The sequence below is a fragment of the Streptomyces sp. NPDC055140 genome (assembly GCF_053607285.1).
Genome location: NZ_JBSGTG010000012.1, coordinates 195,078 through 218,007 on the forward strand (window position 1 = coordinate 195,078; position 22,930 = coordinate 218,007).

Below are 22,930 nucleotides of genomic sequence, written 5' to 3' on the forward strand. Positions count from 1 at the left end.
CGCGGTATGCCGTCCTCCGTGGCGAAGGCGGGAGGCGCCGGCGCACTGCCGCCGGCGCCGTCCGCAACACCGCGCAAGAGCGTGATCGGGACCCGGCCGTGGGTGGCGGCGCTGTTTCTGCTGCCCGCGCTCGTCCTGCTCGGCGCGCTCGTGGTCTACCCGATCGGGTACTCGGTCTGGCGCAGCCTCTACGACTCCGGCGGCTCCCACTTCGTCGGCGTCGACAACTACGTCGACATCTTCCGCGACGACCAGACGCTGATCGCGGTCAGGAACACGGCGATCTGGGTGGCCGTGGCGCCGGCCCTGTGCACGGCGCTCGGCCTGATCTTCGCCGTGCTGACCGAACGGGTGCGCTGGGGCACGGCGTTCAAGCTGATCGTCTTCATGCCGATGGCGATCTCGATGCTGGCGGCGGGCATCATCTTCCGCCTGGTCTACGAGCAGGACCCGAACCAGGGCGCGGCCAACGCGATCGTCACGTCCGTGCACGACGCGTTCACGGACGCCTCCGTCTACCCGAAGGCGCGCCCCGCCATCGGCAGTGACCTCAAGGCGTCCGGCGGCGGGTCGTTCACCACGAAGCAGACCGCGCAGGCCGGCACCCCGGCGTTCCTGCCGCTGGTCGGCATCGCGCCCGACAAGGTGCCGGGCAGCCCGCAGAACGCCAAGCCCGCAACGGCCGGGGGCGACAAGGTCACGGGCACGGTCTGGCTGGACTTCAAGCTCGGCGGAGGCGGTGAGAAGGGCGCCGTCGACGCGGGCGAGAAGGCCCTGAAGGGCGTCAAGGTGGAGGCGGTACGAGGCGGCAAGGTCGTCGCGTCCACCACCAGCGGCGCCGACGGCACCTTCACTCTGCCCAAGACGGCGGACGGCGCCCAACTCCGCCTGCCGGGCTCGAACTTCACGACCGCCTACAACGGCATCGAGTGGCTCGGCCCGGCCCTGGTGACACCGTCGATCATCGGCGCGTACGCCTGGATGTGGGCGGGCTTCGCGATGGTCCTGATCGCGGCCGGGCTCGCGGGCATCGACCGTAACCTCCTGGAGGCGGCGCGCGTCGACGGGGCGAACGAGTGGCAGGTGTTCCGCAAGGTCACCGTGCCGCTGCTCGCGCCGGTCCTCACCGTCGTCCTGGTCACGCTGATGATCAACGTGATGAAGATCTTCGACCTGATCTACATCATCGCCCCGCAGCCGTCCCAGGACGACGCCAACGTCCTGGCCCTCCAGCTGTTCCTGTCCGCGTTCGGTGGCCAGGGGAACTTCGGCGCGGGCAGCGCCATCGGCGTGCTGCTCCTGCTGCTCGTCCTCCCGGTGATGTGGGTCAACATCCGCCGGCTGCGGAAGGAGCGTCAGCGGTGACCGCACTCGACACGTCCGTGCGCGCCAAGCGTTCGCTCGCCGCCCGGATCGCGAGCGGCGCGGCGGGCGGTGCGCTGCGCGCCTTCCTGCTCGTGGTCGGCCTGTTCTGGCTGGTGCCGACCTTCGGGCTGCTGGTCTCCTCGTTCCGCGATCCGACGGACATCGCCGCGTCGGGCTGGTGGAAGGTCTTCACCGCCCCGGCCCAGCTGACGACCAAGAGCTATCAGTCGCTCCTGGAGAAGGACGAGATCACCCACGCCCTGTTCAACACGATCTGGATCACGGTCCCGGCGACGCTCCTCGTCGTGATCATCGGGTCGATGGCCGGATACGCCTTCGCCTGCATGGACTTCAAGGGCCGCGACGGCTGGTTCATGGCGGTCGTCGGGCTGCTGGTGGTGCCGGTGCAGGTGGCGCTGATCCCGCTCTCCGAACTCTTCGGGAAGATCGGCATCTTCGGCAGCATCATCGGCGTCATCCTGTTCCACGTCGGCTTCGGACTGCCGTTCGCGATCTTCCTGTTGCGCAACTTCTTCGCGGAGATCCCCCGTGAACTCCTGGAGGCGGCGCGGCTCGACGGCGCGGGAGAGGCGCGGCTCTTCGCGACGGTGGTCCTGCCGCTCGGCGGACCGGCCATCGCGTCGCTCGGCATCTTCCAGTTCCTGTGGGTGTGGAACGACATGCTGGTCGCGCTGATCTTCTCCGACTCCGGCTCGCAGCCGCTGACGGTCGCACTCCAGCAGCAGGTACGGCAGTTCAGCGGGAACATCGAGATCCTGGCACCCGGCGCCTTCATCTCCATGGTGATCCCGCTGGCCGTGTTCTTCGCCTTCCAGCGGCAGTTCGTGTCCGGCGTGATGGCAGGAGCGGTGAAATAGCCGCATCCGCAGGCGAATTGAGGGGCGGACCGGTCACGGTTCGCCCCTCTTCGGTAACCGAGGTCCCCCGTATGCCACAACTGGCGTAACCGGATCACTCCATCGGCCGTTGCCGGGCAGTCTGCCCGTGCCGACCCATGGATGCGCCTTGCCCCGGTTCAGTGTCATCGTCCCCGTGTACAAGGTGCAGGCCTACCTGCACGCGTGCCTCGAATCCGTCCTGGAACAGTCGTGTTCCGATCTCGAGGTGATCGCGGTCGACGACTGCTCGCCGGACGCGAGCGGGGCGATCGCCGACGAGTTCGCGGCGCGGGACAAGCGGGTGCGGACGGTGCGCCTGCGGGAGAACGTGGGGCTGGGCCGGGCCCGCAACGCCGGTCTCGAACACGCCACCGGCGACTACGTCCTCTTCCTCGACAGCGACGACACCCTCACGCCGGGCGCGCTCCAGGCGATCACGGACCGTATCGAGGCGACCGGCGGTCCCGACGTCCTGGTCTACGACTACGCCCGCACGTACTGGACGGGCGAGGCCGTGCGCAACCAGTACGCGGACCGCCTCACGCAGGACGGACCGGCACCGTTCGCCCTCGTCGACCGGCCCGAGATCCTCCAACTCCTCATGGTGGCCTGGAACAAGGCGTACCGGCGCGCCTTCGTCGAGGAGCAGGGCTTCGTCTTCCCGCCCGGCTACTACGAGGACACTCCCTGGACCTATCCGGTCCTGATGTCGGCGCGGACGATCGCCACCCTCGACCGGGTCTGCGTCCACTACCGCCAGCGCCGCCGGGGCAACATCCTGGGCACCACGTCCCGCGAGCACTTCGACGTCTTCGACCAGTACGACCGGGTCTTCGCGTTCCTCGACGCACACCCAGAACTCACGGACGCGTGGCGCCCGTTGCTGTTCCGGCGGATGGTCGAGCACTTCGCCACGGTGTTCACGCATCCGGACCGGCTGCCGCGCGGCTCCCGCCCCGACTTCCTGCGCAGGGCCCGCGCGCACTACCGGCGCTACCGCGTTCCCGGCGCGCCCGTCGCCGCCCGCGACCGGCTCCGGCACGGCCTGGTGCGGCTCGGTTCGCACCGCACGTACCGGTCGCTGGCCGCGGTGATGCGCTGCGTGCGGCGGGTCCGGGGGCCCGCGGGCCGGCTGCGGCGCGCGACCCGGGCGGCCGCCCTCCAGGCGCACTACCGCGTCCAGCTGCTGCTCCCGGTGCGTGCGGACCGTGCCGTGTTCTCCAGCTACTGGGGGCGCGGCCACGGCTGCAACCCGGGCGCCCTGGAAGCCGCGTTCCGCACGTACGCGCCGCACGTCGCCACCGCGTGGATCGCCGAGCCCGAGCACCACCACACCCTGCCGTCCGGCACCCGCGCCCTGAGTCCCGGGACCGCCGCCTACTGGACGGCGCTGGCCCGTTCCAAGTACCTGGTCAACAACGTCGACTTCGACCACAGGCTGGTCAAGCGCCCCGGCCAGGTCGTGATCCAGACCCGGCACGGCACACCCCTGAAGAAGATGGGCCTCGACCTCCAGGACCATCCGGCGGCGGCCCGCGGCCAGGACTTCGGCCGGCTCCTGCGCTCCGCCGACACCTGGGACTACGTCCTGTCCGCCAACCGGCACTCCACCCTCGTGTGGGAGCGCGTCTATCCGTCCGCGTACACGACGCTGGAGTACGGGTATCCGCGCAACGACGCCCTCCACCGGGCGAGTTCGCGGGACGTGGCCCGCGTCCGCGAGAGCCTCGGCATCCCGGAGGGCGCGACGGCGATCCTGTACGCGCCGACCCACCGCGACTACCGCCGCACCCAGTCCTGCGCCCTCGACCTGCAGCGGGTGCTGCGCCGGCTCGGCACGGACTTCGTCGTCCTGACCCGCGCCCACCCGCTTGACCCGGCGCCTCTCGCGCAGAGCGCCGGACGCCTCATCGACGTCTCCGGCCACGCGAGCGTCGAGTCGCTGTGCCTGGCGGCGGACGCCCTCGTCACCGACTACTCGTCCCTGATGTTCGACTACGCCAACCTCGACCGGCCCATCGTGATCCACGCCGACGACTGGGAGGCGTACGAGGCGTCGCGGGGCACGTACTTCGACCTGCGCGCGTCCCCGCCCGGCGCCGTCGCCCGCAGCGAGGACGAGCTGATCGACATCTTCGCGACCGGGCACTGGAGCGGCTCGCGCTCGGCGCAGCTGCGGGCCGCGTTCCGCCGGCGGTTCTGCCCGTACGACGACGGGCGGGCGGCCGAGCGGGTCGTGCGGCACGTCGTGCTCGGCGAGGAGCCGCGGTCCCTGCGCGAGGTGCCGCTCACCGGGCCGCGCCGTGCGCCCGCGGGTGAGCCGGTCGGCCCGCGCTCCTGAGCCGCGAAGGCGCGGGCCCGGGCCTCACCGCTCCAGCAGGGCGAACAGCTCCTCCCAGCGTTCCAGGACGCGCTCCTCGGAGAACCGCTGCACATTGACCCTGGCCCGCTCCCCCATGGCGTCCCGCAGCCGCGGGTTGCCGGTGAGGCGCAGGAGGCGGTCGGCGAGCGCCGCAATGTCGCCGGGGGGTGCGAGGAGCCCGTCCTCGCCGTCGCGCACGATCTCCCGCACCCCGGGCGCGCAGTCGAACGCGGCGCACGGCACGGCGCTCGCCATGGCCTCCATCAGCGCGAGGGGGAAGCCCTCGCCGCGCGACGACTGGACGAACACGGCGCTCTCGGCGAGCGCGCCCGCCACGTCGTCCGTGCGGCCCATCCACTGCACGGATCGGTCGAGGCCCAGCTCGGTGCACTGGTGCCGCAGGTCCGGCTCGTCGGATCCGGCGCCGTAGATCCGCAGGGTCCAGTCGGGCCGGTGCGGGGCGACCTCGGCCCAGGTGTCGACGAGCATGTCGATGCCCTTCTGGTCGGCGAGGCGGCCGATGCTGCTCACGACCTTCGCGGTGCGCGGCGAGGGGATCTCCGGGAGGTGGGCGAGGGCGTTCGGCATGGCGCCGACGTTGTGCATGCCGTCGGCGATCCAGTCGTCGGCGTCCTCCTGGGTGAGCGCGAGCCAGCGGTCGGCGGACGGGTAGTTCCGCTTGACGGAGCGGTAGCGGTGGCAGGCCCGTGTGTAGGCATACGACTCGTGGCTCATGCCGATGATCCGCAGGCCCGCGGTGTCCGCCTCGCGCAGCCACTCCATGGGCCACACCTGGGTGACGACGGCGACGGCGCCGGGGCGGGCGGCGCGGAAGAGCTCCGAGAGGCGGGCGACGGCGCGCCCGCGGTCCGCGAGGCGCCGGGCTTCGCGGCGGTGCGCGGCGGGGCTGAGGCGGTTCAGGCCGCGCACGGGGCGCGGGGTCGGGGGGTGGGCGGGGTAGAGGCTGGTCACCTCGTAGCCGAGGTCGGCGGGGAGGGTGAGTTTGAGCTCCGCCTCGTGGACGCCGATGACGTGCACGCGGTGGCCCACGCCCAGGAAGAGGCGGGCCATCTGGTGGGTCCAGGCGGTGACACCGCCCAGTTCGTCGACGGTGTTGGCGACGAGGAAGAGGTCGCGGCCCGTGCGCGGGGCGGTCGCGGAGGTCATGCGCGGGCCTTCTTCCCGAGGATGAGATCGGCGGCCGCGCGGGCGGCGCCGCCGTCGTCGTACGAGCCGAACTCGGCGGCGAACGCGCGGCGTGCCGCCTGCCACTCCCCGTCCGCCTTCTTGAGCCCGTCGAGGGTCCGCAGCAGTTCCTCCTGCGTCTCGACGACGGGCCCGCCGGCGCGCTTGCGCAGGTCGAAGTAGGTGCCGCGGTCCGCCGCGTAGGCGTCGAGGTCCGGCGCGAAGTGGACGAGGGGCCGGTCGAGGAGGGCGTAGTCGAACATGATCGACGAGTAGTCGGTGATCAACACGTCGGCGAGGACGAGGAGTTCGCTCACGTCGTGGTGGCCGGAGACGTCGATGACGGTTCCGGGCGGGGTGACCGGGAGGCTCGCCGCCTCCATGTAGTGGGCGCGCACGAGCAGGACGTGCGTGTCGCCGAAGCGCCCGGCGAATTCCCTTACATCGAGCGGCAGTCGAACGGTCTGCCCGTTCTTCGGGACGCCGCGGAACGTGGGGGCGTACAGCACCACCGTGCGATGGTCCGGGATGCCGAGTTCCGTGGCGAGCGGCGGGCGCGGGAAGCGGCCCTCGCGCTCGTCGCGTCCGTGGGCCTCGACGAGGCGGTCGTTGCGCGGGTAGCCGGCGCGCAGCAGCCGCTCCTCCGGGATGCGGTAGGCGCGGGCGAGGGTCCGCACGTCGTGTTCCGAGCGGACCATGAAGTGGTCGAACCGGGCGACCGCGCGCCGGAGTTTCTCGCGCTCCGGCGCGTTCCGCGTCCTGTGCCGCGCCTCGTCGAACCCCATACGCTTGTACGCGGATCCGTGCCACGTCTGGAGATACGTGGTGTGGCGCGGCTTGTCGAGGGCGTGGGGGAAGCCCTGGTTGTCGACCCACCACTCGGCGCGGGCCAGCGCCCACAGATACCGCCAGGACCAGCGGCGCACGAGCCGCGCGCCGTCCGGGAACCCGGCGGACGACGTGGCGTACGACCAGACGCAGCGCACCCTGGCCCCGCGGGCCAGGAGTTCCTCGTGCACGGCGCGCGGGCTGTCCCCGTAGCACGTACCCATGTGGCTCTCGAAGACGACGAGGCCCTTGCTGACGGGCAGTCGGGACAGGATCCGCCGGTACGCGCGGAGCTTGACGCGCTGGGAGTGCAAGGCCTCGCGCTTCTTGCGCAGGGTGTGGAGTACGGGTTTCAGCCTGCGGGCGGGCCTGAAGTGGGTGACGTAGTGCACCAGGGCCTGCGCGGTGCGGGCCGCACGGCGGCGGGGCAGCAGGCAGACGGCCAGGTGGTGCTTGGCCGTGACGTACGGCTGCCAGGTGTCGGCGGTGAGGCGGGTCAGGAGGGGGCGGGCCGGCAGGGCGGTGGCGCGGGTGGGGACGGCCGCCTTGTCGGCGAGCAGGTCGGTGGTGACGGGGACACCGTCGACGGTGAGGACGAGCCGCGGGTCCCACACGCGGTCGCCGATGCCGCGCGGGCGCAGCGCGCCGGTCAGAGGCAGCTCGGCCCGCCACACGACGCCCCCGTCCTCCTGGCGTACGTCCCGCACCGGCACGGAGAGCGTGTGCGCGCGGCCGCCGCGCACCGAGAGGTCGAGCCGGGCGGCGAGCGCGGGCCGGTCGTCGAGGAGGCCGAGCGGCACGACGAGCCGCCCCTCGACGGCGAGCACCGTTCCCTGGCGCAGGCAGTGCGTGACGCGGTTCAGGAGGCGCAGGTCGGTGAACTGTCGGTACTGGTGGCCGAGTTCGGTGACGTCGAACGTGTCGTCGTCGGCGTGCTCCGCGCTCCAGCGGACCCGCCCGTCACCCGTCCTGACGAGCGGGGAGACGACGGTGCCGGGCCGGGCCAGTGCGTACGCGGCCGTCTGTACGCCGTCCGCGTCGCCGTCGGTGAGGAGCCGTACGCCGATGCGCTCGACGGGCGGCAGCTCGCCCAGCGCCTCCGGGGTCACGAGACCGTCCAGGCTCCCGGCGAGGGTGTCCGCCGCCGCCCGGCGGTCGTCGGGGCCGAGCGGCAAGAAGGCGCGGACGCACGGGACGACGTGGTCGGTGAGGAAGGCGCTCTCGCGGGCCGCGCGCAGGGCGTCGTCGCCGCTCAGCAGTTCCAGCGTGCCGCGCTGGGCGTCGGCGGCGCGGGGCAGGTCCCGTACCGGGTCGGCCGGGGTGCATCCGGTGGTGATCAGGTTCGGGACGAGCGCGATGCGCCGGGCGGCGAGCGCGGCCCGCACGCCGAAGAGGGCCGGCCCGGCGCCGGACAGCGCGCCGAGTGCGCCGCGCCGCACGCAGAACCCGGCGCTCAGGCTGTCCCGCGTGACGAGTTCGGGCGCGTCCGCGAGGTCCTCGACGACCCGGGACCTGGCGTGCAGCTCCTTGTGCCAGGCGGGCGCCTTGTCCCGGCGGCCCGCGACCAGGTCGGCGTCCGCGCGGCGGCCCGCCTCGAAGAGGTTGCGGCAGGCGTGCCGTTCGAGCAGCTCGCCCGGGGCGGCGACCATGACGTACCGGCCGCGGGCGGCGGCGAGGCCCAGGTCGCGCAGGACGCACGCGGGGCTCTCCGCTCCCGCGTGGACGAGCCGGATCCGGTGCGGGTCGGCGGCCGCGAGCGTCACGGCCGTGTCGTCCGCCCCGGCCGTGACGAGGACCGCCTCGGTGCCGGCCAGCGTCTGGTCGAGCACGGAACGCACGGTGGCGCGCAGGGCGGCGGTGTCCGTGCCGCACACGACGACGCAGCTGATGTCGTACGCCTCGGGGGTGGTCATCGGCGGCCTCCCGGCAGCATGGCGTCGGCGACGTGGGCGGCGGCGCGCCCGTCGTCCAGGTCGCAGAACACCTCGCGGAAGCGGCGGTACGCCTCCTCGTGCCCGGCGGTCGCGGCAACCGGGTCGCGCAGCGCCTCGACGACCTCCTCGCCGGTGGCGAGCAGCGGTCCCGGCGCCTGCGCGACGAAGTCGAAGTAGAAGCCCCTGAGCGTGTCCCGGTAGTGGTCGAGGTCGTAGGTGTGGAACAGCATCGGGCGGCCGGTCTGCGCGAAGTCGAACATCAGCGACGAGTAGTCGGTCACCAACACATCGCTGATCAGCAGCAGTTCGCTCACGTCCGGGTAGCGGGTGACGTCGCGCACGAAGCCGGACGCGGTGCCCGGGACGGTGCCGCCGACGAGGTAGTGGCGGCGCACGAGCAGGACGTGGTCCTCGCCGAGCGCGCGCTGGGCCGCCGCCAGGTCCAGGCGCAGGTCGAGCCCGTAACGGCCGCCCCTGCGCGGCTGGTTCTCGCGCCAGGTGGGGGCGTAAAGGACGACCCGCCTGTCCTCGGGGATGCCGAGGCGTTCGCGGACCGCGGCGGCGACCTTGGCGCGGTCCGCCGCGTGCAGCAGGTCGTTGCGCGGGTAGCCGGACTCCAGGACCTCGCCGTGGTAGCCGAACGCGCCCCGCAGGACAGGGGTGGAGAAACGGTTCGGGGAGACGAGCAGGTTCCACTGCGCGGCACGCTCCGGCAGCGTGGCGATGTAACGCTGGTCGCCGGACGGGCTGTCCGCCAGGTCGCGGCCGATGCGCTTGAGCGGGGTGCCGTGCCACGTCTGTACGACGTACTGGTCCTCCGCGCGCTCGAACCAGTCCGGCAGCTGCGTGTTGGTGACGACGTAGCGGCTGCGGGCAAGCGCCTCGTACCACTCGGTGCTCCACAGGGCCACGGGCCGGCCGCTCGCGGGCACCGTGACCTGCTGGTCGCGCACGACCCACAGGTGCTCCAGGGGTTCGCCGCGGGCGACGAGCTCCTCGTGCACGGCGCGCGGCGAGTCCGAGCACTGGCGGCCGTCGAAGCTGGAGTACAGGACCGTGTCGGTGCGGGGCTCGACGCGCAGAGCCGCGTAGCGGGTGCGCAGCGCGCCCTGCTGGGCGCCGCCGCGCTCCGTGACGGCGAGGACGGATCCCGACTCGATGACGAGGCGGTCGTAGTAGCGGCGCCCGACGGTGAAGTCCCGGCCGCCCAGGGCGCGTGCGAGGGGCAGGCGCTCGTGCCGGGCGGGCGCGACATGGACCTGGCGGTACCGGCCGGAGTCGGTCTCGCCGGGCTCGCGCAGGAACAGGTACCAGCGGCCCTCGGCGAGCGGCAGAACTCCGGCGGGGCCCGCGACCGCGTCCGGACACAGCGCCGCGCCGAACCGCCCGTCGGTCACCTCGACCGGAAGGACGGCCTCCTCGTCGTGGCCGCTGTGCTGGAGCAGCAGCTCCCACGCGGTGTCGGACTCGTCGGGGAAGCTGCCCTCGACGGCGAGCCGCCCGTCCTCGTCCCAGGTGAGGGTGTCGACGAGGGGCCGTACGGTCTGGTTGCGCAGCTCCACGTTCCCGGCGGCGTTGGCGAGGACGAGCAGTTCGCGCCCGGCGCCGAGGGGGTGGCGGCCCGCCGGGATGTCGGGGCGGACCGCGAGGGCCGACCACTCGTCGTCCCCGCGCACGAGGCCGACACCCCACGGGTCGGTCTTGCGGGGCGCGCCGGAGTCGTCGGTCCCGGTGCCCGCGATCAGTTCCAGGCGGAGCTCGGCGGCGAAGGCGCGCCCCGAGCGCTCGACGGGGAGGTCGTACGCCTCCTTGGTGTGCCAGTTCTCGACGCGCAGCGCCTTGAGGTCGGCGGGCACCCCGGGGGCGAGTTCACCCTCCATCCTGAGGGTGCCGCCGGACTCCTCGTGCCGCACCAGACGGGCCTTCACCCGCTCGGCCCGCAGCCGGAGCCGGCCCGCGCTGAGCCGTGGCGCGATGCGCAGGAAGTCGTCCAGATAGCGCACGGGCAGCTCGGCGAGCCCGCCCATCCGCACGGGCCCGGTACGCAGCAGGCCGCCTCCGAAGGCGGCCATCTCGACGTTCCAGGTGGTGCTCGGCCGCTTGGTGACGAGCCGGGCCGGGTCGATGACCGTCTCGAACCCGGACCGGTCGTAGCTGTGCAGCCCCTGCTTGGAGCGGTAGGTGGCCTCGCGGGAGCGGACGGTGTGGACCCTCAGCGGCACCGCGCGCCGCTTGCCCGCCCGCAGCCACGCGAGCTTGGCGCGCGCCCCGACCCGGCCCGCCGGCAGGTTCCGTACATAGGCGAATCCCTTGAGCCGCAGCCGTCCGTCCTTGTCCCAGGACGCTTCGGTGATGTGCGACTTCAGCGGCAGATCGGCCCGCCGGAGCGCGGTCACGCCACGCGGCAGGGGCCCGGTGACGGGCGGGAACTGCGCCCGGCTCCTGCGCGGCCCGCGCGCCAGGAACGTCGTGCCGTTGCTCTTCTCGTACGTCATGAACGCGAGCAGCTCGGTCAGACGGCGCTCCCGGATGAGCTGCCACTTGACGCGCAGGGCCAGCGGAAGACCGGTGAGGACGGCCGGGTCGACGGTGTCCGCGAAGGAGTTGGCGTGGTCGAGGAAGGCCTCGTGGTACTCGGCGTCGCCGAGTGGCAGCGCCTCCATGAACAGCCACAGGTCCCCGGCGAGCACCGTCGCGTCGTAACGCCGCTTGCCCTCCGCCCAGCCCGCCGCCTGAGGGGTGCCGGCCGTCTCACGCGCCCTGTCCCCGAGGAAGCCGCTGGCCGAGCGGACGGCGGCGGTGCGGTCGGCGACGGCGCGCGACCTGGCCCGCCGGTTGGTGATGGAGCCGTCCCGGTCGCGCCACAGATAGACGGGTCCGGACAGGACGTCGACGCTGCGGGCGAGGAAGTGCGCGGGCACCACGACCGGGGTGTCCTCGAAGAGCACGCCCACGGGGAACGCGAACGCGTGGCGGTCCCAGAAGTCCTTGCGGAACACCTTGTTGCAGGCGATGCGGTCCCCGAGCAGGTCCCAGTGCCGGGTGACGTGGGTGGCGGCGCGGTTCTTGCCCATCACCTTGCGGAACATGGCGGACTGCTCGGTCGTCCCGTCGACGCGCAGCCGGTGCACATTGCCGGTGGCGAAGTCGGAGCCCGACTCCTCCAGGGCGTCGAGCATGCGCTCGTACGCGTCGTGCGGCACCACGTCGTCGCTGTCCACGAAGGCCAGATGCGCGCCCGTGGCCCGCGCCGCACCCGCGTTGCGCGCCGCTCCGAGGCCCGCGTTCTCCTGCCCGACGTAACTGAAGCGTGGGTCGCGCCCGGCCATGGCGCGGGCGATCACCGGACTCCCGTCGGTGGAGCCGTCGTCGACCATCACGACTTCGAGGTCGGGCATGGTCTGCGCGGCCAGCGACTCCAGGCAGTCGTCGAGGTACGCCTCGACGTTGTAGATGGGGACGACGACGGTGAGTCGTGGTGTCATGCGCTGCGCACATTCCTTCCGGAGAACTGACGGGCACGGCTGCGCGACCCGCGAGGGACCTACTGGTTACCAACCGGCCGTGTGGATCCGGGTCACCACACCTGAGCCATTCGGGTGATCACGCAAGCGATCCCGCGCAGCGGGCCGGCGGGCGGCCGCGCTGCGCGGGATCGGACGGGTCGGGGGTTGCGGGCCGGGTCAGGGCTTGACGGCGATGCGCCCCTCGTCCATGCGCAGGAGCAGCAGCCGCTCGCCGGTCTTCTCCAGGAACTCGTCGACGGCCTGCCGGGAGCCCTGCCAGTAGCCGTAGTCGTCGATGAGGAGGACGCCGCCGGGCACCAACCGGTCGTAGAGATGGTCGAGTTCGTGCTTGGTGGAGGCGTACCAGTCGGTGTCGAGGCGCAGGATCGAGATCTGCTCCGGGGCCTGCTGGGGGAGTGTGTCCTCGACCTTGCCCTGCACGAAGTGGAGGCGGTCCTCGGGGTAAGGCACGGCCCGGAAGCCGGACTTGACGTCGTCGAGGGTGGCGACGGCCCAGATCGGGCGGTCCTTGCCCTGGGCGGCGAGCAGTTCCTCGGCGGACTTCCCGTCGCGCCGGAGGTCCTCCTCGGTGGGCGGCGTCATGCCCTCGTACGTGTCGAAGAGGTAGAGGTCGCGTTCCGTGTCGCCCTGCGAGAGGAGGGCCTTGGCGCAGGCCTGCATCGAACCGCCGCGCCACACACCGCACTCGACGATGTCGCCGGGGATGTCGTGCTTGACGATGTGGCGGGTGGCGAGGATGAAGGCGTTGAGCCGCTCCGGGGACGTCATCGTGTACGGCTTGACCGCGCGAATGATGTCCTTCGCCTGGTCGTCGTAGTCCTCGGGGAGGACCAGGCCCTTGGGTCTCGGCGTCGGCTTCGGCTTGGGCGCCGGGGCCGGTGGCGCCGACTCGGGCGCGCGGGCGGCCTGCCGGGGAGCGGGCACCGGTACGCGGGTCAGCTGGTACCCGGTGAGCTGCTTGATGACGCCATTCACGGCGCTTCGCCATGCCATGCGCGGCACCTTACGTCCGCGTTATTCCGCATGTCACTTTTCGTCAACCGGCAGGCTTTTCTAACCATTTGATACGCCCGCGGGCCTGGGAATCGCCGACGGACGGCCGCACTGCTCCCGTCCGGCGAGCGGCGCGGGCAGCGGCACCCCGTCGACACCGCCGACACGGTTGGCCCACCAGCGCGTGGTCGAGCGCACGAACGTCATGGTGAGACGCGGGTACTTGGCCGGCTTGCGGAAGACTCCGACGGTGTCGCCCCAGTAGGCGTGCTTGGCGTCGATGCTGCCGTAGGCGTGCCGGATGCCCTTCATCGGCGGGAAGTCGGTGTACACCTCGCGCAGTTCGAGACGCGTGTACGCGGCCAGGGCGCGCATCCCGTCCGGGTAGTAGCGCCAGCAGTCCTGCGCGTCGTGCACATGGCCGCGCGAGGGGGCAGTGATGAACGCCGTACCCTCCGGCTTGAGGACCCGGGCGATCTCCAGCATCGACGCCCAGAAGAACGGGATGTGCTCGAAGGCCTGGCCGGAGATGAGGAAGTCGGCGCTGTTCGAGCGGAGGGGGATGCGGTACGGCTTCGCCATCACCGCGTCCACGTTGCGCCCCTCCAGCACGTCGACGCCGACGTACTCGGTGTCGTACCCCTCCAGGAGCGACTTGTGGGTGCGCACCTGCCCGTCCGACACCCGCGCCCCGAGATCGACCACCCGCAGCCGCCGCCCGCGCGGCAGGTAGCTCCGGACACAGAGCTCCATCTGTTCGTACGCGGACTGGTGCATGGCGGCCTCCATCAAGGGGTTTGGGTGACTTGACGGCCTTTCAACGCGCATGCCCGCGTGGGGTCACCGTGTGAGGCGGCGCGGCGTGTGCCGGGACCACCACTTTCTGGCCGGTTCCTCGACGTACGCAGAAGAGACCACGACGCACGCCGGGGCGGTGCCCCCAGGCCAGCAGGAACCCGGACAGCCCGAAGAAGAACCCGACGCCGTTGACGCCCATGGTCGAGTACGGGAAGAGGACGGCGCCTGAGCCAGGCCGCTGCCCGGGGCGAGCCCGGTGGTGTGGTGCACGAAGACGGCGAGCGCCGCCACGAAGCGCATCCCGGTGAGCGAATCGAGCCGCGGCGCCCGCGCCTCCGCGCTGCGGGAGCGGGCGGGCGCCGGGAGAAGGGTGGCTGTCACAGGGCGGCTCCCCGACCCGGGGTGAGAGTGTCGCCGCAGCCGCCGGTGTGGTCCTGGTCCGCGATCAGGCGGTCGAGGCGCGGCGTGGCCCAGGCGCGTACGGCGGCGATGCGGGCCGGATCGTGGACGGCGTCGGCCCGGACGAAGTCACCGCCGTTCTGCTGCCGGTACAGCGTGACGTAACCGGCGTCCGCCAGGCGGGCGACGGTCAGGCCCGGCTTGTTCACCCAGGCCCCGTGGACGTGCAGGAGTTCGGGGCGCTCGGCGCGCAGGACGTGGTCGCGCAGCGCCCGCATGTCACCGGAGGCGTACGCGTCCGCGATGCGACGGTCGGTCAGGCCCGCCAGGTCCAGTACCCGCAGCCGCGTGGTGAGCAGCGTGCCGCCGAGGTCGGGCAGGGCGACGGTGGCGTGCCGCAGGCCGAGGCGCTCGGCGTACGTGTTGAACACCTGGCCGTAGCGTTCGGCGACGAAGCACATGGAGAGCGTCGGGTGGGCCTTGAACGAGGCTTCGCGTTCGGCCTGTCCGGTGTGCGCGAGGACGAGCGCACCGGTCAGCGCCAGGACGAGGACGCCTCGGCCGCGGGTTCCTTCCGCCTCCCACAGCACTACGGCCGACAGCGCGGCGACGGCCGCCGCGAGGACCCACACCGGGGTCGCGAACCGGTACAGGGCCATCCAGTCCCGGCCGAGCACCCCGTACGCGAGCAGCGGCGCGAGCAGCGCCACCAGGACCCGGCGCGCCGGGCCGGGCCGGGCGAGCACGGCACCGGCGCACAGCGCGCCGATCAGCGCGAAGGCCCAGCCCGCGTACATCAACAGGTCACCGGTCTGGGCGAGTTGGGCGAGTTCGGGGGTCTGCTGCGCCTTGGCGACCGCGGTGTTCGGCACCCACAGCCCGAAGACGGCGTGCCGCCACAGCAGGAACGCGCCGTAGGGCACGGCGACGACACCGGCGTGCAGGGCCAGCGCGCGGACCGACCGGGCCAGGTCGCGGCGACGCACGAAGAGGGCGAGGACGAGGGGGTAGGCGGCGACGAGCACAGCGCCGTCGGGCCGGGTCAGCGCGGCGAGCAGGGCGATCGCGGCGGCGGCCACGGCGGTGCGGGGCGCCGTGAGGCCACCCCGGGCGACCGCCCGCACCAGCACCGCCCCCGTCCCCGCCGCCGTCAGCCCGTACAGCGGGTTCTCCAGGCCGGAGAAGGACCAGGCCACGTAGGACAGGTTCGTGGCGAGGGCGGCTCCCGCGAGGAGCGTCACCGCCCACGCTCTGCCGGGGGTCACGGCGCGGGCCGCCCACGCGATGCACGCGAGCGTGCCGGCCGTGCACAGCAGGGCGAGCACCTTCGGATAGAGCACGAGGTCGCTGACGCCCAGGAACGCGCCGTGGTCGAAGAGGCCGAGCCTGCGCCCGACGGCCATCAGGACGAGCCAGGACGGGTTGGAGTAGCCCTCCACCGGTGACGTGCCGGGCAGTTGGACCGGGCCGAGGCCCTCGTCGATGCTGCGCGCGTACGCGAAGGTGACGGCGGCGTCGTCGACGATCCAGCGCCCGAGTCCGGCGGCCCTGGCCGCGATCAGCGCAGTGGCGGCGAGGACGGCGGCGGGGTCGGCCCAATGGCGCAGGCGCGACGCGGGTTTGGCGGGCGAGGCGCGGGCGGCGGGCACGGGACGTACCCGGTCGGGGCGGTTGTCGAGGCGGGCGAGGAGCGTGGCGTTCATGGGGACTCCGACGTCGGCTCGGTGGGTGTGGCGGTCGCCGCGGCAGGCCCCGCGCCGGCCACGCACGTGGGCGCGGGGCCGCCCACACGCTCGTACAGACGCAGCAGCCCGCTGCGGCGTCTCGATTCGGCGAGGGGGGTGAAGTCCCGTTCCAGGAGCGCGAGTTTGGTGAGTTCGACGGGATTGCGGGTGTGCCAGCCGGGGCGGCCCGCCTCCGCGTCGAAGAGCACCCAGACGCGGGTCAGGCACGCCATCCGGGCGCGGAGTTCGGCGGGGCTCGCGTCCACGCCGTACAGGGTTCCGGAGCGGGCGCCCGTCGACTTCAGGGCCACGTCGCGCACGCCCGCCACCGCGCGCGGATACGTCTCCGTGAGCCGTCGGCCGGTCTTCGGCAGGTAGATCACCGCGTCGCCGGGCCGCAGATCCCGCTCCGCCATCCGCGCGACCGCCCCGAAATCGTCCCTGCGGCTCTCGGGCGACCGCTCGCGCAGATGCGCCGGGAACTGCACCCAGAACGACACCGCGACCAGGGCGGCCCCGGCGGTCACCTGGACGTACGCGGAGGGCCGCACCCGGTCCGGCAGGCGCCGCAGGACCGTGTCCGCGCCGGCCGCCACCAGCAGGGGCAGCCCGGCGAACGCGAAGAACGCGTAGCGCGGCGCGTACAGCGGCTGCCACTGCGACACGGTGAGCAGCAGCGCGGGCGGCACCACGGCGAGCGGCAGCGCGACCGCGGCGAGCCCGCACGTCCCCCGGCGGACCGAGGGGGCGAGCACGGCGGCCGCGGCGAGCAGGAGCGTGGTGTTGAAGACGCCGCCGGGGTGCCCGGCGGCGAGCCGCAGCAGCGCCTCGGCGTCCCCCCAGCCCGGCCTGCGGATCCACGCCACCTGGAAGCTCTGCCCCCGCGCCTCGTCGGCGAGCGGCAGCACCAGCAGGACGGCGGCAGCGGCGGCGGCCGCCCAGCCCCGCCACAGCAGGGGGGCCGCGCGCGAGACGAGGAGGGTGACGGCGTGCGCGGCGAGGACGAGCACGGCGAACTCGTGGAGCCACGCGGTCACCGTCACGAGCGCGGCGTACCCGGCCCACGCGGGCCACGACGGATGCCGTACGCAGTGGACGAACATGAGCGTCGCCGCAGCCGCGCCCGCCGCGACGATCGCGTACGAGCGGCCTTCCTGCGCGTAGTAGCCGGTGAACGGCGAGGCGGCGTACAGGAGTCCGGCCCACAGGCCGACGCGGGGCCGGGCGAGCCGGATGCCCAGCGCGGCGACGAGGCAGGCCGCCGCGGTCGCGCCGAGCACGGACGGCAGCCGCATCAGGTAGGCGTCCGTCTGCCCGCCGAGCACGAAGTGGATCAGCACGTAGTAGAGGCCGTGCACCGCGTCGATGTTGCCGAGGAGATGGTGGATCTGGGGCAGGGAGCGGGTGGCGACGAGTATCGTCGCGGCCTCGTCGCGCCAGATCGTGCCGCGGTCGAGCCCCCAGAGCCCGAGGCCCAGCATCACCACGCCCGGCAGCAGGACCGCGATCACGGCGGGTGCGGCGGCGGGAAGGGCCCTGGGGGTGCGGCCGCGCGGACCGTCCGAAGAGATGCGCACGCACCGATCCTGTCCCAATTGATCGGATTTGCGACGCAGCCTTGCCGTCATGGACGCACGGAGCGAACCGCGGCAACCAGCAATCACGGGCGCTTCGCGCGCACGGGCGAGGTGCTCGCACGGGTCAACGGGGGTTCCCCTGGGGAGCGTCGACACCCCGGGAGCAGGACGAGCACCCCGCGGGCGGGGCGACTACTCGACGACGAGCTCGACGTCGATGTTGCCGCGGGTCGCGTTCGAGTACGGGCAGACCTGGTGGGCCTGCTCGACCAGCTTGCGGCCGGTCTCGGCGTCGACCGTCTCCGGCAGCTCCACGCGCAGCGTCACCGCGAGCCCGAAGCCCTCGCCCTGCTTGCCGATGCCGACCTCGGCGGTCACCGCGGCGTCGCTGATGTCGACCTTCGCGGCACGGCCGACCAGGCCGAGCGCGCTGGCGAAACAGGCGGAGTACCCGGCGGCGAAGAGCTGCTCGGGGTTGGTGCCCTGGCCGTTGCCGCCCATCTCCGTGGGGATGCCCAGCTGGAGGTCGAGGCGGCCGTCGGAGCTGACGGCGCGGCCGTCACGGCCGTGGGTGGCGGTGGCTACGGCGGTGTAGATCGCTTCCATGAAAAACATCCTCCTGCGATGGGGTCCCGCGGTGACGTCCGCGGTGGAGTCCTTGCTGCGCTGACGGACACAAGTAGAGCACGCAATTGAGTTGTGCACAACTCAATGGCACATCATGGGTCCCGGTTACCCTGGACCCATGACCACCGAGACGACCGAGACGCCCGAGACGCCCGGCGACGAGGAATTCCTGCGGCTCGACCGGCAGATCTGCTTCTCCCTGAACGCCGCGTCGCGCGCGTTCGGCGGCGTCTACCGCACACTCCTCAAGGACCTGGGCCTGACCTACCCCCAGTACCTGGTCATGCTGGTGCTCTGGGAGGACGGCGAACTGCCCGTGAAGCGGCTCGGGGAGCGGCTGCGGCTCGACTCGGGCACGCTGTCCCCGCTGCTCAAGCGGCTGGAGGCGGCCGGGCTCGTCCAGCGGGAGCGCAGCGCGCGCGACGAGCGCTCGGTGAACGTCCGGCCGACCGCTGCGGGCACCGAGCTGCGGGAGCGCGCGGCGCTGGTGCCGCGCCGGATCGCGGCGGCCACGGGGTTCGACCTGGCGGAGATCGAGGACATGCGCGCCCGCCTGGACCGCCTGACGACGGCACTGGACGGGGCGGCACTCGACGCGTGACCGGCCACCCGTGCCGGACGCGTGACACGGGTGGTCGGCAGAGCCGTCCTCCGTCCGACACGAAAGGCGCATTTGGCTGATTATCACTGCATAAGCGGCCATACGCTCGTACGCTCGCGCAGGTGACGCTCGACACTCAGCCACCCACCGCCGCAGCGCCCGTCCACGCGACCTGGGTCCACCCCGGCCCCCTCGCGCGGGCGGCACTTCCCCTCACCTGGCTGGCCACCCGCGCCGCGATGCTCGCCCTGCTCGTCACGGACGGGCGCGCCCCGCTCGGCGTCGGAGGCATCGCACACGAGGTGCACACGCTGTACGCCCGCTGGTACGCCACCCTCGCCGGCGGCGCCTTCCCCGCCGGCGACCCGATGTGGCAGTACCCGCCGGGCGCGGGCCCCGTCCTCCTGGCACCCGGCCTGATTCCCGGCCTCACCTATTTCCAGGCCTTCGTCGCGCTCACCCTCGCCACGGACGCCCTGGTCACGCTGGCCCTCGCCCGGACCGGCGCGCGGCCGCGGCGCAGCTCGGGAGGCGCCTGGCTGTGGGTGGCCGGGCTGCCGCTCCTGCTCCACATCCCGCTGGCCCGCTACGACATCGAGGTCACCGCGCTCGCCGTGTTCGCGCTGCTGCTCATGGGGCGGTACCCGCGCGCGGGCGGCGCCCTCGCGGCGTGCGGCGCGCTGGTGAAGGTGTGGCCCGCGCTCGCCCTGCTCGGCACACCCCGGGGACGTACGAGCCGGGAGGCGTGGACGGCGGCGCTCACGTCCGCCGCCGCGATCCTGCTGGTCCTCGCGGTCGCGTTCCGCTCGCCGTTCTCGTTCCTGCGTCAGCAGGGCGAGCGGGGCGTGCAGATCGAGTCGCTGGGCGGCACGGTGCTGTCCTTCGCGCGGCGGCTGGGCTGGTCGGGGCACATCCGCTACCAGTTCGGGGCGATGGAGTACGTCGGCCCATACGTCGGAGTGGCGGCCGCGGCCTCCCTGGTGCTCACCGCCGTCGCGGCGGCGCTGCTGCTGCTCTGGCGGCTGCGGGCGCTGAGCTGGAGCCCCGCGACGCCGTACGACGCCGCGCTCTGCGCCGTCCTGCTCTTCACCGTCACCAGCCGCGTGATCAGCCCGCAGTACCTGATCTGGCTGCTCGGGCTCGCCGCGGTCTGCCTCACCTCACGCCGCACCACCCAGCGCCCCGTAGCCCTGCTCGTCGTGGCGGCGGCCGGCCTGAGCGCGCTCGCGTACCCGGTCCTGTACCGAGACGTCGAGGCGGCCACGTGGACGGGCTCACTGCTGATGCTGGCGCGCAACGGCCTACTCCTCGGCGGAGCCGTCCTCTCGTTCCGCTCCCTCTGGAAGGGAACCAAGGCGTAGGAATTTTACTTACCGGACAATTACCGCAAAGGCCTAGGATTTCCTTCTGTGGAAGCCATGCAGCCCCAGCAGCCATCGCAAGAGCACTCACAGGTCTCGGTCGTCGTCATCGGCTACAACGACGCCGCACGGGTCACCGACGCCGTACGCTCCGCCCTCTCGCAAGGCCCCGCCGTCCGCGAGGTGATCGCCGTCGACGACTGTTCGACGGACGGCAGCGGTGAGCTCCTCCAGCACATGGCCGACGACGAGCCACGCCTGAAGGTGGTGCGCCGCGCCACGAACAGCGGCGGCTGCGGCACCCCGCGCAACGACGGCATCGACCGTGCCTCGGCCCCGCACGTCATGTTCCTGGACAGCGACGACGTGCTGCCGCCCGGCGCCGTCGACGCCCTGCTCGGCGCGTCGCTCACACACGGCACCGAGGTCGCCGCCGGCCTGTGCGTGCGCCGCGAGCTCCCCTCGGGCCGCGACGTCCCGTGGCAGCCCGAGCTGTACGCCGAGGCCACCGTGATCCCCCACCCGGAGCGCCGGCCCCGCCTCGTCCACGACACGCTCTGCGTCAACAAGCTCTACCGCACGGACTTCCTGCGCGAGCACGGGATCCGCTTCCCCGACGGCCACTTCGTCTACGAGGACTTCGTCTTCACCGCGCGCGTGCTCGCCGCCGGACCGCGCATCGCGCTCGTCCCCGACACGGTCTACGTCTGGAACGTGCGCCGCGACGCCGACCGCCTGTCGCTCTCCCTCGACCGGGCCGGACTCGACAACTGGACCGCCCGCATCGAGGCGCACCGCCAGTCCGTCGACATCCTCCTGGCCGCCTCGCACAAGCGCCTCGCACGCGCGGCCCGCACCCGGTTCCTCGACCACAGCCTGCGCATGTACGCGCGCGAACTCGACCTGCGCAGCCCCGAATACCGCGCCGAGTGGTGGGACCGCACCCGCGCCTACCTCGCCACGTTCGACACGGCCGACATCGACGCGGCGCCCGCCCCCGGCCGCGTCGTCGCCCGCGTGATCCTCGCCTCCGACCACCCGCGCGACCTGTCCCGCCTCAAGGAGGTCGCGGCCCGCCCCGCCCGCCTGCGCCCGCCCTACGCACGCGCCGCCGACGGCACACCCGTCTGGTCCGACGACCTCCCCCAGGTGACCCTGGACCACCTCCTCGTACGCCCCATGGATCTGCTCCCCATCGCCATAGAGGCGGAACTGCGGCCACGCGCGCGTGGCTCACGACTGCGGCTGCGCCTGCACGACCTGTACGGTCGCGTCGCCGAGGCGGGCCCCGCCACCGTCGACATCGAGGTCATCGACCGCCTGCGCCACCGCCCCGCCAGACGCCGCACGGTGACCTTCACGCCCGGGCCCGACGCCGGGACCTGGGAGGCCGAGGCGTCCCTCGACCTGTCGACGCTCGCCACCGGCACCTGGGACCTGCGCCTCCATGTGAACTTCGCCGACGGCACGAGCCGCGACGCGAGCGCCCACGCCGCCACCGGCCCCGGCCTCCTGCGCCGCACCGCCCTGCCGAGCCTGCGCCACGGCATGCTGCTCGCCCATCCGTACGCGACCCACTCCGGCGCCCTCGCCGTACGCCTCGCGCCCGGCGTACGTGGAGCCCTGGCGGTGGCACGCGGCCGCCTCAACCGCCTGGTTCACTAGAACGCCGACCGCACGCGCACGACGAGACACGACACGACCGAGGGGATCCTGAACCGACATGACCTGGCTGATCACCGGCGGTGCCGGATACATCGGGGCGCACGTCGTCCGCGCCATGCAGGAGGCGGGCGAGCGGACCGTGGTCTACGACGACCTGTCCACCGGCATCGCCGGGCGCGTCCCGGACGGCGTACCCCTGGTCGTCGCCTCGACCCTGGACGCCGACGCCGTGGCGCGCGCCATCGCCGGGCACGGCATCACCGGCGTCGTCCACCTCGCCGCGAAGAAGCAGGTCGCCGAGTCGGTGGAGCTGCCCCTGCACTACTACCGCGAGAACGTCGAGGGCCTGCGCGTCCTCCTGGAGGCGGTCACCGCGAGCGGCGTCCCGTCGTTCGTCTTCTCCTCGTCCGCCGCCGTGTACGGCATGCCCGACGTCGACCTCGTCACCGAGGACACCTCCTGCCTGCCGATGAGCCCGTACGGCGAGACGAAACTCGCCGGCGAGTGGCTGGTCCGCGCGACGGGCCGGGCACACCGCCTGGCCACGGCCTCCCTGCGCTACTTCAACGTGGCGGGCGCGGCCACCCCCGAACTGGCCGACACCGGCGTCTTCAACCTCGTACCGATGGTCTTCGAGAAGCTCACCGACGGAGAGGCCCCGCGGATCTTCGGCGCGGACTACCCGACGCCGGACGGGACCTGCGTACGCGACTACATCCACGTCGTCGACCTCGCCGAGGCCCACGTGGCCGCCGCCCGCCGCCTCTCCGCCGCCGCCCCCGGCACGGACCTCACCCTCAACATCGGCCGCGGCGAAGGCGTCTCGGTCCTGGAAATGGTCGAGCTGATCAACGCGACGACCGGCCACGGCACCGACCCCGTCGTCACCCCACGCCGCCCCGGCGACCCGGCCCGCGTCGTCGCCTCCGCGGACCGCATCGCGACGGAGCTCGGCTGGACGGCGAAGCGCGACGTATGCGACATGGTCGAGTCGGCGTGGCAGGGCTGGGTCCGGGTCCATGGGGTCCATGGGACCGCCGTGAGGTGAGTCCCAGATCGGCTCGGGCCGACGTAGCGCGTGGTCA

General features: G+C 72.8%; 16 protein-coding genes. 7 read left to right on the plus strand and 9 right to left on the minus strand.

Annotation, left to right across the window (positions count from 1 at the left end):
• Positions 1-6 precede the first annotated feature (6 nt).
• From ACWFR4_RS23670 to ACWFR4_RS23680, 3 genes are all read left to right on the plus strand, one after another.
• Entirely contained in the window at positions 7-1,365 is a 1,359-nt protein-coding gene (locus tag ACWFR4_RS23670) for a carbohydrate ABC transporter permease (protein WP_453654353.1), read from the plus strand.
• The gene (locus ACWFR4_RS23675; protein WP_116512686.1) at positions 1,362-2,243 is read left to right on the plus strand and encodes a carbohydrate ABC transporter permease; all 882 of its coding nucleotides are present in this window, start codon (positions 1,362-1,364) and stop codon (positions 2,241-2,243) included. The genes ACWFR4_RS23670 and ACWFR4_RS23675 overlap by 4 nt, the downstream gene beginning before the upstream one ends.
• A 148-nt stretch (positions 2,244-2,391) precedes the next feature.
• Positions 2,392-4,605 (plus strand): bifunctional glycosyltransferase/CDP-glycerol:glycerophosphate glycerophosphotransferase, encoded by a 2,214-nt coding sequence (locus tag ACWFR4_RS23680; protein WP_453654355.1) that lies wholly within the window; start codon positions 2,392-2,394, stop codon positions 4,603-4,605.
• Between the two features lie 24 nt (positions 4,606-4,629).
• Here ACWFR4_RS23680 and ACWFR4_RS23685 read toward each other — a convergent pair whose 3' ends face one another.
• The 9 genes from ACWFR4_RS23685 to ACWFR4_RS23725 form a co-directional block, all read right to left on the minus strand.
• Positions 4,630-5,793 carry a glycosyltransferase gene (locus ACWFR4_RS23685; RefSeq protein WP_453654357.1) on the minus strand — a complete coding sequence of 388 codons (1,164 nt, stop codon included), beginning with the start codon at positions 5,791-5,793 and terminating at the stop codon, positions 4,630-4,632.
• Positions 5,790-8,552, minus strand: a complete 2,763-nt coding sequence (locus ACWFR4_RS23690; protein WP_453654359.1) for a CDP-glycerol glycerophosphotransferase family protein — start codon at positions 8,550-8,552, stop codon at positions 5,790-5,792. The genes ACWFR4_RS23685 and ACWFR4_RS23690 overlap by 4 nt, the downstream gene beginning before the upstream one ends.
• A complete protein-coding gene (locus tag ACWFR4_RS23695) occupies positions 8,549-12,058 on the minus strand; it encodes a bifunctional glycosyltransferase/CDP-glycerol:glycerophosphate glycerophosphotransferase (protein WP_453654361.1) in 3,510 nt (1,169 codons plus the stop codon). The genes ACWFR4_RS23690 and ACWFR4_RS23695 overlap by 4 nt, the downstream gene beginning before the upstream one ends.
• Positions 12,059-12,256: 198 nt before the next feature.
• Positions 12,257-13,093, minus strand: coding sequence for a TylF/MycF/NovP-related O-methyltransferase (locus tag ACWFR4_RS23700; RefSeq protein ID WP_453654363.1), 837 nt, complete (start codon positions 13,091-13,093; stop codon positions 12,257-12,259).
• 60 nt (positions 13,094-13,153) lie between these two features.
• Positions 13,154-13,870 (minus strand): methyltransferase domain-containing protein, encoded by a 717-nt coding sequence (locus ACWFR4_RS23705; protein WP_453460041.1) that lies wholly within the window; start codon positions 13,868-13,870, stop codon positions 13,154-13,156.
• Positions 13,871-13,933: 63 nt separating this feature from the next.
• Positions 13,934-14,272 carry a hypothetical protein gene (locus ACWFR4_RS23710; RefSeq protein ID WP_453654365.1) on the minus strand — a complete coding sequence of 113 codons (339 nt, stop codon included), beginning with the start codon at positions 14,270-14,272 and terminating at the stop codon, positions 13,934-13,936.
• On the minus strand, positions 14,269-15,993 hold the full coding sequence (locus tag ACWFR4_RS23715; RefSeq protein ID WP_453654367.1) for a hypothetical protein: 1,725 nt from the start codon (positions 15,991-15,993) through the stop codon (positions 14,269-14,271). The genes ACWFR4_RS23710 and ACWFR4_RS23715 overlap by 4 nt, the downstream gene beginning before the upstream one ends.
• Positions 15,990-17,591: a glycosyltransferase family 39 protein gene (locus ACWFR4_RS23720; protein WP_453654369.1), complete on the minus strand. Its 1,602-nt coding sequence runs from the start codon at positions 17,589-17,591 to the stop codon at positions 15,990-15,992. The genes ACWFR4_RS23715 and ACWFR4_RS23720 overlap by 4 nt, the downstream gene beginning before the upstream one ends.
• Before the next feature lie 192 nt (positions 17,592-17,783).
• A complete protein-coding gene (locus ACWFR4_RS23725; protein ID WP_116512677.1) occupies positions 17,784-18,197 on the minus strand; it encodes an organic hydroperoxide resistance protein in 414 nt (137 codons plus the stop codon).
• 139 nt (positions 18,198-18,336) lie between these two features.
• Here ACWFR4_RS23725 and ACWFR4_RS23730 point away from each other — a divergent pair, with 139 nt between their 5' ends.
• The 4 genes from ACWFR4_RS23730 to galE all read left to right on the plus strand — a co-directional run bounded on the left by ACWFR4_RS23730 (position 18,337) and on the right by galE (position 22,893).
• Positions 18,337-18,819: a MarR family winged helix-turn-helix transcriptional regulator gene (locus ACWFR4_RS23730; RefSeq protein WP_453460050.1), complete on the plus strand. Its 483-nt coding sequence runs from the start codon at positions 18,337-18,339 to the stop codon at positions 18,817-18,819.
• Between the two features lie 122 nt (positions 18,820-18,941).
• A complete protein-coding gene (locus tag ACWFR4_RS23735; protein WP_453654371.1) occupies positions 18,942-20,180 on the plus strand; it encodes a glycosyltransferase 87 family protein in 1,239 nt (412 codons plus the stop codon).
• A gap of 57 nt (positions 20,181-20,237) precedes the next feature.
• Positions 20,238-21,845, plus strand: a complete 1,608-nt coding sequence (locus ACWFR4_RS23740) for a glycosyltransferase family 2 protein (RefSeq protein WP_453654402.1) — start codon at positions 20,238-20,240, stop codon at positions 21,843-21,845.
• A 58-nt stretch (positions 21,846-21,903) separates the two neighbouring features.
• Positions 21,904-22,893, plus strand: coding sequence for a UDP-glucose 4-epimerase GalE (gene galE / locus ACWFR4_RS23745; protein ID WP_453654373.1), 990 nt, complete (start codon positions 21,904-21,906; stop codon positions 22,891-22,893).
• Positions 22,894-22,930 lie beyond the last annotated feature (37 nt).